Origin of the sequence: Nocardia sp. NPDC058114 (assembly GCF_042884695.1) — a bacterium.
Lineage (GTDB): Bacteria > Actinomycetota > Actinomycetes > Mycobacteriales > Mycobacteriaceae > Nocardia.
The window spans coordinates 192,363-204,943 of the sequence record NZ_JBHVTK010000005.1; the positions used below are offsets into that span (position 1 = coordinate 192,363).

The window sequence follows — 12,581 nt, forward strand, 5'->3', positions numbered from 1 at the left end:
TCATTGGCATGCGGTTATGGAGGGTAGATCGTGCGTCGTACAGGTGTTGCTGCTGCAGTGCTGGCCCTTGCCCTCGGTGTCATCGGACCGGCGGTGGTTCACCCCACGACGGCGTCCGCCGCGCAGATCATCGGAGTCAGCGAACTGACTCCGCACCGGACGGCGATCACCGTCACCTCGCCCGCGATGGGCCGCAACGTCGATCTCCAGGTCCTGCACCCCGCGGGCGGTGGCGCGCGGGGCACGTACTACCTGCTCGACGGCCTCGACCCCGGCATCGGCCAGAGCACCTGGACCAACGCCACCGACGCCGAAGCCTTCTTCCGCGACAAGAACGTCAACGTGGTGATGCCGATGGGCGGCCAGGCCAGCTACTACACCGACTGGGTCACCGACGATCCGCGTTTCGGCCGGTACAAGTGGGAAACGTTCCTCACCCAGGAACTGCCCGGCCTGATCGACGGTCAGTTCAACGGCACCGGCGTGAACGGCATCGGCGGACTGTCGATGGGCGGCAACGCGGCCTACATTCTGGCCGCCCGCCACCCCGGCCTCTACCGGGCCGTCGCCGGTTACAGCGCCTGTCCGGACATCGCGATGGCGGCGGGCGCGATGATGTTCTCCATCGTCAACCGGGGCGGCAATCCCGGCAACATGTGGGGCGCGCCCGGCAGCCCCGAGTGGGCGGCGCACGACCCGGCCCTGATGATCGATGGGCTGCGCGGCAAGGCGCTGTACATGTCGACCGGCACCGGCATCCCCGGACCGCACGAGGCCGAACTCAAGCCCACGCTGGCCGAGAACATCTTCCTCGGCGGACCCATCGAGCTCGGCGTCAACACCTGCATGGTGGCCTTCGACCAGCGCCTGCGCGCCGCGGGCATCGGCGCCAAGATCGACTACCATCCGGTGGGCACGCACTCCTGGTCCTACTGGCAGGACGCCCTGCACGCTTCGTGGCCGGTCATCGGACCCGCGCTCGGGGCCTGAGAATTCCCACAGGCGACCCGGTTCGACGGCGGTGACCGCCGAAGAGCCGGGTCGCGGTGCGTTCGGACTACCTCGCGGACCGCCGACGCAGGACCACGCTCGCGATCACGCCGATCAGTGACAGCCCGGCGACGATCAAGACGTAACCCGCGGGCAGACCGAGGATCTCGACGTATTCCTTGCTCACCACTCGGTCACGCACGGGGACGTTCTCGGCGGCGGGACCCAGAAGGAAATCGCTGGTGATCGTCGCCGGGTGGGGGATGTAGATCGAGAGTTCGGTGAGGTAGTTGCCGCTCGCCGCAAGCGCTTTCAGGTCCGGATTGCTGGGTTCGCCGACCGGAGAGGCGAATTCGGTGGTGATGACGTGGGGTTCGGTATCGGGATCGATGCGTGCCACCCGGTGGTCGCTGAAGACGTACAGGTGGACCGACTGCGGTGTGGTCGCGGCGGCCGACATGCGCATCGGGTACACGAGGCGGTCGGAGTCGAAGGTGAGGCGGACCGGGTCCAGGGCGCCGGCGAGGGGCTTCGCGCTGGTGAGGCGCATCGCGACGAAGGACCAGCCCTCGCGGAGATAGGGGTCGAGCGTGGCGCTCACCTCGGGCCGGAGCTGATAGCCGTTGGTGTCGAGCCACTCGCGCACACCGGTGAGATCGCCGCCGCGCAAGGTGGTCGCCTCCAGCGGGCCCAACTGCACTTGGCTCAGCACGTCGGGACCCGAACCCGGAGCGGCGCCAGATGCGTCGCCGCCGAGCGAACCGCTGCCGAACCAGTCGTATTCGGTGACCCGCTCGGGTGCGGTCATGCGCGACAGCTCCCTGAACGAGTCCGGACTGCCCGCCGAGACGGTCGCCGGCGTCGGCGTCGGCACGATCAGGGCCGCGTCGGCACCGGTGAACTGCATTCCCAACCTCATCAGCACGGTCTCGCGCCGCCCGTCCCAGCCCACGACCGCGGACTCGTTGTTCACCCGCGCCGAACTGTCCGCGCTCACCACGCCGCCGCAGGCGCACGCGTTCGCCGGCATCACCGCTCCCGATCCCGCGGCCAAGGCCACCCCGGCAGTCACGACCAACGAACGCATTGCGTACCGCATCCCCATGCGGGTCAGGCTACGCACAACGGGCCTGCGGCAGATGCGCAGAAATACTCACTCGGCCGGCGCGAGCCCGCTGCCGCCGGCCGCCGACGGCCGAGTTGGCGGGCCCGGTGGGAGCGGGGCGGCTACGGTGGACCAATGGCTGGCGAGAATGAGACCGTGTCGGCGCCGATCGCGAAGAGGGCGCCCGTCGAGCGGGTCCACCACGGTGACACGTTCGTCGACGACTACGAGTGGCTGCGGGACAAGGAAGACCCCGAGGTCATCGCGTACCTGGAGGCGGAGAACGCCTTCACCGCGGCGCAGACCGACCAGCTGCAGCCCCTGCGGGACAAGATCTTCGACGAGATCAAGGCCAGGACGCAGGAAACCGATCTCTCGGTCCCGACGCGGCTGGGCGACTACTGGTACTACTCGCGCAGTTTCGAGGGCAAACAGTACGGCGTGCACTGCCGCTGTCCCGTCGACGCGAAAGCCGAGGGTATCGACGCCTGGACGCCGCCCCAGCTGGAGGTCGGCTCGGCGATCGAGGGCGAGCAGGTGCTGCTCGACAGCAATATCCTCGCCGAGGGGCTGGACTTCTTCGCGCTCGGCGCGTTCTCGCTGAGCCACGACGGCAACCTGCTCGCCTACTCCGTGGACAGCTCCGGCGACGAGCGCTACACGCTGCGGATCAAGGATCTGCGCACCGGTGAACTGCTGGCCGACGAGGTGGCGGGCGCGGCGCCGGGGGCGACCTGGTCGCTGGACGGCACGCACATCTTCTATCAGACGGTCGACGAGTCGTGGCGGCCCGACACCGTGTGGCGCCACCGCGTCGGCACCGGTTCCGACGCCGATGTGACGGTGTTCCACGAGCCCGACGAGCGCTACTGGGTGAGTGTCGGCGCGACCCGCTCCGAGAAGTACCTGATGGTCTGGCTCGGTTCCAAGATCACCACCGAGGGCTGGGTCCTGGAGTCGGACAATCCCGAGGGCGAGTTCCGGGTGCTGCTGCCGCGCCGCGAAGGCGTGGAGTACTCGGCCGAGCACGCGGTGATCGCGGGCGAGGACAAGTTCCTGATCCTGCACAACGACGTGGTCGACGGCGTGAAGGCGGAGAACTTCGTGCTCGCCGTCGCACCCGCCACCGACCCGTCGGACATGACGACCCTGATCGGGCATCGCGAGGACGTGCGGCTCGAGGACATCGACGCCTTCGCCACCCATCTGGTACTCGGTTACCGGCGCGACGCGCTGCCGCGCCTGTCGGTGTGGCCGCTCACCCCGGAGGGCTTCGGCGAACTGACAGAGCTCGACTTCGGCCTCGAGTTGTTCTCCGCCGGTGCGGGTTCGAGCCCGGAGTGGGAGCAGCCCACCTTGCGCGTGGGGGTCGCCTCGTTCATCACGCCGATGCAGGTGTTCGACTATGTGCCCGCCACCGGCGAGCTGCTGCTGCGCAAGGAACAGCCGGTGCTCGGCGGGTACGACGCCGATGACTATGAGCAGCACCGCGATTGGGCCATCGCCGCCGACGGCACCCGCATTCCGATCTCGATCATCAAGCGCAAGGGTCTGGCCGACGGGCCGAAACCCACCCTGCTGTACGGATACGGCTCCTACGAGGCCAGCATCGATCCGTCGTTCTCGGTGTCGCGGCTGTCGCTGCTCGATCGCGGCATGGTGTTCGCCGTGGCGCATGTGCGCGGCGGCGGGGAGATGGGCAGGCTCTGGTACGAGCACGGCAAGACGCTGCTGAAGAAGAACACCTTCACCGACTTCGTCGCCTGCGCGAGTCATCTCATCGATACCGGTGCCACCGCACCCGACCGCTTGATCGCCGACGGCGGCAGCGCGGGCGGGCTGCTGATGGGCGCGGTCGCCAACCTGGCGCCGGAACTGTTCAACGGCATCCTCGCCAATGTGCCCTTCGTCGACCCGCTCACCTCCATCCTCGATCCGTCGCTGCCGCTGACGGTGATCGAATGGGACGAGTGGGGAAATCCCTTGGCGGACAAGGACGTCTACGAGTACATGAAGTCGTACTCGCCCTACGAGAACGTCGAGGCCAAGGACTACCCGGCCATTCTGGCGATCACCAGCCTCAACGACACCCGTGTCCTCTACGTGGAACCGGCCAAGTGGGTCGCCAAGCTGCGCGCCACCAAGACCGGCGACAACGAGGTGCTGCTCAAGACGGAGATGACCGCGGGTCACGGCGGTGTGAGCGGCCGCTACGAGAAGTGGAAGGAAGTCGGCTTCGAGTACGCCTGGGTCCTCGACCGAGTGGGTCTCGCGGACGCCTGATGCGGTGGGCCCCGGCTTCGGCCGGGGCCCTTTTTTGTGTCAGGGCCGAGGTTCGGTGATGAGTAGCTTGCCGAGCAATGTGGTGAGTTGGGTGCGTTCGCTGGGGGTCAGCGCGGCGAAGGTGTCGTCGAGGAAAGCGGGGGTGGCGGCTTCGGCGCCGTGTAGGCGGTCGCTGCCCGCAGAGGTGAGGGTGACGGCGTAGGAGCGGCGGTCGAGCGGGTTGCGTTCGCGCCGAACATATCCGGATGACTCGAGGTCGTCGCAGACCGTCACCATCACGCTGCGGTCGATGCGCAGTTCCTCGGCCAGTGCCTGCTGGGAGCAGGCGCCGACCTCGGCGAGCATCTTCAGGACCAGGTGCTGGCCGACGCCCAGGCCCTGCGCGTTCGCGTGTGCTTCCGCCGCGCGGGCGACCGCTGCCGAGGCCCGGCACAGGGCGATGTCGGGTCGTTCGGCGGCGAGCTGGGGGAAGTAGGTGGGCTTGGGCGGCATGCGACTCCTCGGGTCCGAGCCTCCATTAAATCATCTGTACACAGATTGTTTGACGGCAGATGGTTGGCGCTCTAACGTCATAATCGTCTGAGCACAGATTGTCCGGTGCCAGACGATTCCTGCGTGGCACGAGGAGCGCCCATGACTCTCGATCTGACCCCGGACCAGTTGCTGTCGACCACCCGCGCGGTTCGCAAGCGGCTCGACTTCGATCGGCCGGTGCCCCGGTCGCTCATCGAGGAGTGCGTCGATCTGGCCACGCAGGCGCCGACCGGGCGCAATCGGCAGCGCTGGCACTTCCTGGTCGTCACCGACAAGGCCCGCCGTGGCGAGCTGGCCGACATCTTCCGGCGGTCGCTGCCGCTGAGCCAGGGGACGCCGCTGACCGCGCGCGACGCGGAGCGGATGAACGTCTCCCCGCGCTCCACCGAGCGGGTTTTCGACGGCTTGCGCTATCTGACGGCCAATATCCACCGGGTGCCCGCGTTCGTGATCCCCGCCGTGGAAGGCCGCACCGACCGCGCCTCGGTGGAAGTCCAGGCGGGCACGTGGGGCTCGATCCTGCCGTCGGTGTGGAGCTTCATGCTGGCCGCGCGAGCCCGCGGACTCGGCACCGTATGGACCACCGCGCAGGCGCCCCTGGAACGGGAACTCGCTGCGGTACTGGGTGTTCCGTACGACAAGGTCATGCTGGCGGCCTTCCTGCCGCTGGCGTTCACGATCGGCACCGACTTCAAACCCGCGGTGCGGGTGCCGCGCGAACAGGTATTGCACTGGCAGGGGTGGTGAGGAGTGCGCTGGAATTCGTCGTGGCGTCATCGGGGTAGCACGCCGGCGTCACCTCGAGCTGTCACCGTAGGTGCATGAACGCTGAGTTGATCGTTTCGGTGTCGGGGATCCGGGATACGACTCGCGATGCCGCGATCGAGTTCGCCGGAGAGATGGACGCGCGAGGTGTGCGCCTGTCGCTGCTGGTCGCGCCGCGATTGAAGGGCAAGTACCGGTTGGTCGACGATCCGGCGACGCAGTCGTGGCTGCGCGGGCGGCGCCTCGAAGGCGACGCGATCGTGCTGCACGGCTACGACCAGGCCGCCACCAAGGCGCGGCGCGCGGAGTTCGCCGATCTGCCCCGGCACGAGGCGACGCTGCGGCTCAAGGCCGCCGATCGGGTGATGGAGCGGGTGCAACTGCGGACCCGGCTGTTCGCCGCGCCGCGCTGGGACGCCTCGAACGGTGCGCTGGCGGCGTTGCCCGACGTGGGCTTCCGCATGGCATTCGGGCTCACCACCATGCTCGACCTGGAACGCGATGTCGCCCAGCGCGCTCGGGTGTACGGGATCGGCGAGGGCTTCCGGGCCGAGCCATGGTGGTGCCGGGCGCTGGTGATGGGCGCCGCGCGCACCGCTCGACGCGGCGGCGTGCTGCGGTTGGCGGTGTCGGCGGCGCAGTTGCAGCGGTCGGGTCCGCGCCAAGCCGTGCTGGACGCGGTCGACCTCGCGCTCTATCACGGCGCCCACAGCGACGTATACCGCTGGGAGCCCTACCCGGCTGTCCGAGCCGCCTGACCGCCACCGCCGCGCGCGTAACCGGCGATCAGCGCGCGGCGGTGGCCCCGATAGCTTCCTGCGCGATTTATCATTCATCAGTTGATCGAGTGGTTTCCGCTAGTTGTGTGAACACAGCAGGAGGCAGCGCTGATGACGGGCACTTCGACGAAAGTCGCGACGACGACGAAATATATGTCCTGGGTGACCTTGGCGCTGATGACCACGAGTTCGGTGGCGAGTCTGCGATCAGCGCCCACCATGGCCGTATACGGATTGGCCTGCGTATTCCTCTATGTCATTCCCGCGATTCTGTTTCTGATGCCGACCTCGCTGGTCGCCGCGGAACTCGCGTCGGGATGGCAGGGCGGCGTATATCAATGGGTCAGTCAGGGGTTGAGTAAGCCGCTCGGATTTCTTGCCGTCTGGTGCCAGTTCGCCATGACGATCTTTTACTATCCGAGCCTGCTCGCTTATGTGGCAAGCACTTTCGCGTACATCATTCATCCGTCGCTGGCCTCCAACGGCCTGTATGTGGCGATCGTGATCATCACCGTCTACTGGGCGGGTGTGTACGTGTCCTCGCAAGGCACCAAGACCGTGGCCGGGCTGTCGAGTATGGGCCTGATCATCGGCACGCTGATTCCGGGCACCTTGCTGGTCGTGCTCGGCCTGGTCTTCCTGGCGCAGGGCAATCCGTCCGCGGCGCCGATGGATTCGTCGCACCTGCTGCCGGCCTGGGCGGGGTTGGCGAGCCTGGTGCTGATCGTGAACAACTTCCTGTCCTACGCGGGCATGGAGATGAACGCGGTGCACGTGTCGTCGCTGAAGAACCCGGCCAAGGAATTCCCGAAGGCGATGTTCCTGGCCATGGCCCTGGTGCTGGTGATCTTCATCCTGCCCGCGCTGGCGATCAGCTGGGTCGTCCCCGCGGCGAGCCTCAGCCTCACCGCGGGTGTGATGCAGGCCTTCGACGCCTTCTTCGCGCACTTCGGAATCGGCTTCCTCACCCCGATCGTCGGCATCGCGTTGGTGGCCGCGGCCGTCGGCGGCATGCTGACCTGGCTGGCCGGACCGTCGAAGGGGCTGTTGCTGATCGGGCGCAGCGAGGGGTACCTGCCGCCGTTCCTGACCCGGCTCAACAAACACGGCGTGCAACAGAACATGCTGGTGGCGCAGGGCGTGTTCACCACGTTCATCGCGTTGCTCTACGCCTTCATCCCCGATGTCTCGAGCGCGTACTGGATTCTGTCGGTGATCACCACGCAGGTGTATCTGATCATGTACGTGCTGATGTTCGCCGCGGCCGCCAAGCTGCGTCGCGACGATCCGGATCACCCGCGCGGCTACCGGGCACCCGCGCTGATGGCGCTGTGCGCGCTCGGCGCGGCCTCCTCGATCGCCGCGTTCACGATCGGCTTCGTGCCGCCGTCACAGTTCGGCTCGGGCAGTCCGTGGGTGTACGTGCTCATCGTGGGTGGCGGCCTCGGCATCGTCGGCCTGCTCATTCCGTATCTGTTCTATCGAAATCGCAGGGACAGCTGGAAATTCGCCGTACCGGAAGGGCAGCAGGCATGACGACCGGAGACGCCCCCGACCACAAGCGACGCTGGATCTACATCACCTCAGGTGTGCTGCTGGTGGTGTTCGCCCTGATCGGCCTGTTCACCTTCACCGCGATCCGCGAGAACACCCAGGCGAGCGCGAAAGCCGAACAGCTGCACAACAGTCTGGTCGCGGCCGGTCTGCCCGCACCGGAGACGAACGTGATCGCCGACGCGCTCGGCGACGACGGCGGGTCGGTCTGCCAGGACCCGACTTCGCCGATGATCAAGGCGAAATACCAGGCCTCGATCACCAACGGTGCGGCCGGACCCGGACAGCGTCCGGTGATCGGCCCGCGCGCGACCGCCGAGGCGGTGGCGCTCACGATCGCCACCTACTGCCCGGATCGCTTGCAGGACTATCTTTCTCATCTCGAGACCCTGAAGCTCGACGATACGACGAAGTGAGGCGCGAAGAGATGACCGACGATGTGACGGCGCTGCGCGGCAAGGTTTCCGGGCTGATGGGTCAGGCGAAAAAGGATCTGGCCCAGCTTGTTTCGTTCAAATCCGTCGCCGATCCGCGTCAGTTCCCGCCGGAAGGGTGTGCGCAGACCGCGCAGTGGGTGGCCGACGCGTTCGCCGCGGCCGGGTTGACCGAGGTGGGCCTGCACGAGACGCCCGACGGCAGCAAAGCCGTCATCGCGTCGAAGCCGGGGCCGCCCGGCACGCCGACGGTGCTGCTGTACTGCCACTACGACGTGCAGCCCCCGCTCGACGATGCCGCTTGGAAGACACCGGTCTGGACGCTGACCGACAAGGACGGGCGCTGGTACGGGCGTGGTGCGGCCGACTGCAAGGGCAATATCGTCACGCATCTGACCGCCCTGCGCGCGATCGGACCCGACTTCCCGATCGGGATCACGGTGGTGGCGGAGGGATCGGAGGAGCAGGGCACCGGCGGCCTGGAGAAGTTCGTCGTCGCCAATCCCGCTCTGCTGCAATCGGATGCGATCCTGGTCGCCGACTGCGGCAATTTCGCGGTCGGGGTGCCGACGTTCACCCAGACCCTGCGGGGGATGGTGAATGTGGTGCTGACGGTGACAACGCTGGAAGGGCCGATGCATTCGGGAATGTTCGGTGGACCGGCGCCCGATGCGCTCGCCGCGATGATCCAGCTGCTGTCGTCGTTGCGCGATGCCGAGGGCAACACCACGATCGACGGACTCACCGGCGATCAGAAGTGGACCGGCGCGCAGTATCCGTCGGCGGACTTCCGGTCGGACGCGGGTGTGCTCGACGGTGTCGGCCTGCTCGGCAACGGAACCGTGTCCGACATGCTGTGGGCGCGGCCCGCGCTGACCGTGCTGGGGATGGACGTGCCCGCGGTGGTCGGGTCGTCGGCGGCGATCCAGCCGAGCACCAGGGCCAGGCTCAACCTGCGCATCCCACCGGGCACCGACCCCAAGCAGGCCTACGACCTGCTGGAGAAGCACCTGCGCGCGCACGTGCCGTGGAACGCCGAACTCGACATCGAGGTCGAGGCGCTCGGCGAACCGTTCGTCGCGTCCACGCAGGGCCCCGCCCGCTCGGCCATGGAGAAGGCGATGGCGACCTCCTACGGCCGCGACGTGACCACCGAGGGGCAGGGCGGGTCGATCCCGCTGTGCAACGTCTTCGCCGATACCTACCCGAAGGCCGAGATCATGCTGATCGGCGTCGAAGAGCCGAAATGCTTGATCCACGCGCCCAACGAGAGCGTCGACCCCAGCGAGATCGAGCACATGGCACTGGCCGAGGCGCTGTTCCTGACCAGCTACCGCTGATCAGAACTGGCCCTGGTCCTCGGGTTCGAGTACGCGGAACTCGGTGCCTGCCGGGGCCATCTCGGTCAGCCTGCCGAAGTAGATGCCCTGGGCCGAGGGGGTGATGATGCCGTGGTGGATGGGCACCGCGGTGCGGGGGTTGACGGCGCGTAGGTAGTCGACGGCCTCGGCGATGCGCATCCACGGGGCGACGGCCGGGATGGCGAGCACGCCGACCGGGACCGGCGGCACCCACAGCGAGTCGCCGGGGTGGACCAGCTGGGCGGGGTCGGCCTCGGTGCCGAGCTGGAAGACGGTGTTGTCGATCACCGGGATCTCCGGGTGGATCACCGCGTGCCTGCCCCCGCCGCCGGTGATCTGTAAGTCACCGATATCGAGCACCTGACCGGCCGACACCGGCTCCCAGCCCTCGCTGCGCTGCTGCGCGGTCTGCGGATCCGACAGCAGCCGGGCGGTGGGGTTGTTCTCGATGAGATCGCCGATCCGATTCGGATCGATGTGGTCGGGGTGCTGGTGGGTCACCGCGATCGCGTCCAAGCCGGTGATGCCCTCGAACCCGTGCGCGAAGGTTCCGGGGTCGAACAGCACTTTCACGCCGTGCAGTTCCACGAGGATGCAGGAATGACCGAAGTGGGCGATGCGCATACCCGATGCTAAGCCGCCGTGACCCCGGAACGCGGGCACGACGGCCCGGTCAACTAAGATTTCCGAGGTAACCCCCACATCACTTGAGGAGCAACGCGTGGCACGAGTCGTGGTCGAGGTCATGCCGAAGGCCGAGATTCTGGACCCCCAGGGACAGGCCGTGGTCGGCGCGCTCCCGCGTCTGGGATTCGCCGGAATCTCGGATGTGCGGCAGGGCAAGCGATTCGAGCTCGAGGTGGACGACAGTGTGTCGGACGCCCAGCTCGAGCAGATCGCCGAGGCGCTGCTGGCGAACACGGTGATCGAGGACTGGAAGGTCGTTCGGGTCTCGTGAGCGCACGCATTGGCGTTATTACTTTCCCGGGCACGCTCGACGATGTCGACGCCGCTCGCGCGGTGCGGTTGGCCGGCGCCGAGGCTGTGAGCCTGTGGCATGCCGATGCCGATATCAAGGGTGTCGACGCGGTGATCGTGCCCGGTGGGTTCTCCTACGGGGACTACTTGCGGTGTGGTGCGATCGCACGGTTCGCGCCGGTGATGGGCGAGGTCGTTCGCGCCGCCGGGCAGGGTCTGCCGGTGCTCGGTATCTGCAACGGATTCCAGGTGCTGTGTGAGGCCGGGCTGCTGCCGGGTGCGCTGACCCGCAACGAGGGACTGCACTTCATCTGCCGCGACGAGTGGTTGAAGGTCGAGGCGACCGATACCGCGTGGAGTTCGCGGTATGAGCCGGGCGCCCAGATTCTTGTCCCGCTGAAGTCGGGCGAGGGGCGTTTCCAGGCTTCGGAGAAGGTGCTCGACGAGCTCGAAGGCGAAGGTCGCGTGGTGTTCCGGTACGCCGGTGACAACCCGAACGGTTCGCAGCGCGGGATCGCCGGGATTTCCTCGGCCAACGGGCGGGTTGTCGGTTTGATGCCGCACCCCGAGCACGCGACCGAGGCATTGACCGGACCCAGCGACGACGGTCTCGGCATGTTCTTCTCGGTGATCGATAGTTTCGTCAAGGCCTGACAGCCCCGCATCGGCACTAGAGCGTGTCGATGATGTCGAAGTCGACCCCGTTCGCCGTTGCCAGGTGGGCGGGGCCTACTGCTTGATTGCCCAGGAAACCCCGGCGGGTGGCCGGGCCGTCCAGCACCAGGCCCGTTTCCGCCGCGGCGATGATCGTTTTCACGTCGAGGGTGCCGGTGGTCTCGGCCAGGGTGTTCAGCAGGTGGATCGCCTCGTAGGTGGAGTTGCTGAAAGTGGTCAGCGCGGGGGCGAATCGACCCTGATGCCGGTGATAGCGGGCGCGGCGGGCACGACCTTCGGCGCTGTGGTTGTCGATGAAGAAACTCGACGCCACATAGAGGTTGGCGTTCGCTGATGGCCCCGCGCTGAGCAAAACGTTCTCGTCGACCGCCGGGCTGAGCCGGGGCATCATGGCGGGCAGGCCGGTGGCGGCGAACTGGCGATTGAAGCGGGCGGTGTCGGCGCCGACCATCAGGATCAGGACCGCGTCGGCCAGCAGCAGCGTCGGGTTGCCGAGGAAGTCGCCGAAATCGGCGGTGCCGAGCGGCACGTAGTGCTCGACGATGATGTCGTACGGATTCGGCAGGGATCGGCGCAGGGCTCGAGCGGTTCGGCGGGGCCAGATGTAGTCGTTGCCGATAACGGCCCAGCGGCGCACCCCCAGTTCGCGGGCCATCCACGCGGCCGCGGGAACTGTCTGGTGGTCGGGATGTTCGCCCACCAGCAGGACGCCGGGGCGTTCGTCGGGCAGGCCCTCGTGGTCGGTGGCGTACAGGTAGGGAACGCGGGCGTCCACGGCCTCGGCGACTGCTCGACGTACCGCGGAGGTGTGCCAACCGGTGATCGCGCCGACCATTCCGGTGGCCAGGAAGGCCGCTACTTCGGCGGCGACTTCGTGTGGTTCGCGGCCGCCGTCGAGGGTCGTGAGACGAATTTCACGGCCCAGAATTCCTGTGCCGCTATTGATTTCGTCTACTGCCAGGGAAATGGCCGCGGTACACGATGGCGCGATGATGCCGCCAGGGCCTTGTGTGGGCACGATCGAGAGAATCTCGATCGTTTCATCCCGGCTCTGGTCCAACGAGGGCATTCTGTACTCTATCGCCTAGCGCGAACAGGATTGTTCGAATGAATTTCTCGGCAG

At 67.2% G+C, this 12,581-nt stretch carries 13 protein-coding genes; 9 read left to right on the plus strand and 4 right to left on the minus strand.

The window, feature by feature from the left end:
• Positions 1 to 30 precede the first annotated feature (30 nt).
• A complete protein-coding gene (locus ACFVVI_RS20425) occupies positions 31 to 990 on the plus strand; it encodes an alpha/beta hydrolase (RefSeq protein WP_378990606.1) in 960 nt (319 codons plus the stop codon).
• Positions 991 to 1,057: 67 nt separating this feature from the next.
• Here the strand turns inward: ACFVVI_RS20425 and ACFVVI_RS20430 are convergent, their stop codons facing one another.
• Positions 1,058 to 2,077, minus strand: coding sequence for a DUF2330 domain-containing protein (locus ACFVVI_RS20430; RefSeq protein ID WP_387446316.1), 1,020 nt, complete (start codon positions 2,075 to 2,077; stop codon positions 1,058 to 1,060).
• 153 nt (positions 2,078 to 2,230) lie between these two features.
• On the opposite strand from ACFVVI_RS20430, the gene ACFVVI_RS20435 reads away from it, so the two are divergent.
• Positions 2,231 to 4,378: a S9 family peptidase gene (locus tag ACFVVI_RS20435; RefSeq protein ID WP_387446317.1), complete on the plus strand. Its 2,148-nt coding sequence runs from the start codon at positions 2,231 to 2,233 to the stop codon at positions 4,376 to 4,378.
• 39 nt (positions 4,379 to 4,417) lie between these two features.
• On the opposite strand, the gene ACFVVI_RS20440 is transcribed toward ACFVVI_RS20435, so the two are convergent.
• Positions 4,418 to 4,870, minus strand: coding sequence for a MarR family winged helix-turn-helix transcriptional regulator (locus tag ACFVVI_RS20440; protein WP_387446319.1), 453 nt, complete (start codon positions 4,868 to 4,870; stop codon positions 4,418 to 4,420).
• Between the two features lie 141 nt (positions 4,871 to 5,011).
• On the opposite strand from ACFVVI_RS20440, the gene ACFVVI_RS20445 reads away from it, so the two are divergent.
• From ACFVVI_RS20445 to ACFVVI_RS20465, 5 genes are all read left to right on the plus strand, one after another.
• The gene (locus ACFVVI_RS20445) at positions 5,012 to 5,659 is read left to right on the plus strand and encodes a nitroreductase family protein (protein ID WP_378990602.1); all 648 of its coding nucleotides are present in this window, start codon (positions 5,012 to 5,014) and stop codon (positions 5,657 to 5,659) included.
• A 74-nt stretch (positions 5,660 to 5,733) separates the two neighbouring features.
• Positions 5,734 to 6,435, plus strand: coding sequence for a DUF2334 domain-containing protein (locus ACFVVI_RS20450; protein ID WP_378658062.1), 702 nt, complete (start codon positions 5,734 to 5,736; stop codon positions 6,433 to 6,435).
• Positions 6,436 to 6,567: 132 nt separating this feature from the next.
• The gene (locus tag ACFVVI_RS20455) at positions 6,568 to 7,992 is read left to right on the plus strand and encodes an APC family permease (RefSeq protein ID WP_378990601.1); all 1,425 of its coding nucleotides are present in this window, start codon (positions 6,568 to 6,570) and stop codon (positions 7,990 to 7,992) included.
• Positions 7,989 to 8,426, plus strand: coding sequence for a hypothetical protein (locus ACFVVI_RS20460; protein ID WP_387446320.1), 438 nt, complete (start codon positions 7,989 to 7,991; stop codon positions 8,424 to 8,426). The genes ACFVVI_RS20455 and ACFVVI_RS20460 overlap by 4 nt, the downstream gene beginning before the upstream one ends.
• An 11-nt stretch (positions 8,427 to 8,437) precedes the next feature.
• On the plus strand, positions 8,438 to 9,784 hold the full coding sequence (locus ACFVVI_RS20465) for a dipeptidase (RefSeq protein WP_387446322.1): 1,347 nt from the start codon (positions 8,438 to 8,440) through the stop codon (positions 9,782 to 9,784).
• On the opposite strand, the gene ACFVVI_RS20470 is transcribed toward ACFVVI_RS20465, so the two are convergent.
• Complete coding sequence (locus ACFVVI_RS20470; RefSeq protein WP_378990597.1) at positions 9,785 to 10,429, minus strand: MBL fold metallo-hydrolase; 645 nt, start codon at positions 10,427 to 10,429, stop codon at positions 9,785 to 9,787.
• Positions 10,430 to 10,526: 97 nt separating this feature from the next.
• On the opposite strand from ACFVVI_RS20470, the gene purS reads away from it, so the two are divergent.
• Positions 10,527 to 10,763, plus strand: a complete 237-nt coding sequence (gene purS / locus ACFVVI_RS20475; protein WP_056818769.1) for a phosphoribosylformylglycinamidine synthase subunit PurS — start codon at positions 10,527 to 10,529, stop codon at positions 10,761 to 10,763.
• A complete protein-coding gene (gene purQ / locus ACFVVI_RS20480; protein WP_378631755.1) occupies positions 10,760 to 11,437 on the plus strand; it encodes a phosphoribosylformylglycinamidine synthase subunit PurQ in 678 nt (225 codons plus the stop codon). The genes purS and purQ overlap by 4 nt, the downstream gene beginning before the upstream one ends.
• 16 nt (positions 11,438 to 11,453) lie before the next feature.
• Here the strand turns inward: purQ and ACFVVI_RS20485 are convergent, their stop codons facing one another.
• Positions 11,454 to 12,527 carry a substrate-binding domain-containing protein gene (locus tag ACFVVI_RS20485; protein ID WP_387446325.1) on the minus strand — a complete coding sequence of 358 codons (1,074 nt, stop codon included), beginning with the start codon at positions 12,525 to 12,527 and terminating at the stop codon, positions 11,454 to 11,456.
• Positions 12,528 to 12,581: the final 54 nt, after the last annotated feature.

Coding starts and splice junctions, on each gene's coding strand:
- ACFVVI_RS20430 (WP_387446316.1), bottom strand. CDS start 2,077: ATGCGTTCGTTGGTCGTGACTGCCGGGGTGGCCTTGGCCGCGGGATCG.
- ACFVVI_RS20435 (WP_387446317.1), top strand. CDS start 2,231: ATGGCTGGCGAGAATGAGACCGTGTCGGCGCCGATCGCGAAGAGGGCG.
- ACFVVI_RS20445 (WP_378990602.1), top strand. CDS start 5,012: ATGACTCTCGATCTGACCCCGGACCAGTTGCTGTCGACCACCCGCGCG.
- ACFVVI_RS20460 (WP_387446320.1), top strand. CDS start 7,989: ATGACGACCGGAGACGCCCCCGACCACAAGCGACGCTGGATCTACATC.
- ACFVVI_RS20470 (WP_378990597.1), bottom strand. CDS start 10,429: ATGCGCATCGCCCACTTCGGTCATTCCTGCATCCTCGTGGAACTGCAC.
- ACFVVI_RS20450 (WP_378658062.1), top strand. CDS start 5,734: ATGAACGCTGAGTTGATCGTTTCGGTGTCGGGGATCCGGGATACGACT.
- ACFVVI_RS20465 (WP_387446322.1), top strand. CDS start 8,438: ATGACCGACGATGTGACGGCGCTGCGCGGCAAGGTTTCCGGGCTGATG.
- ACFVVI_RS20485 (WP_387446325.1), bottom strand. CDS start 12,527: ATGCCCTCGTTGGACCAGAGCCGGGATGAAACGATCGAGATTCTCTCG.
- ACFVVI_RS20440 (WP_387446319.1), bottom strand. CDS start 4,870: ATGCCGCCCAAGCCCACCTACTTCCCCCAGCTCGCCGCCGAACGACCC.
- ACFVVI_RS20455 (WP_378990601.1), top strand. CDS start 6,568: ATGACGGGCACTTCGACGAAAGTCGCGACGACGACGAAATATATGTCC.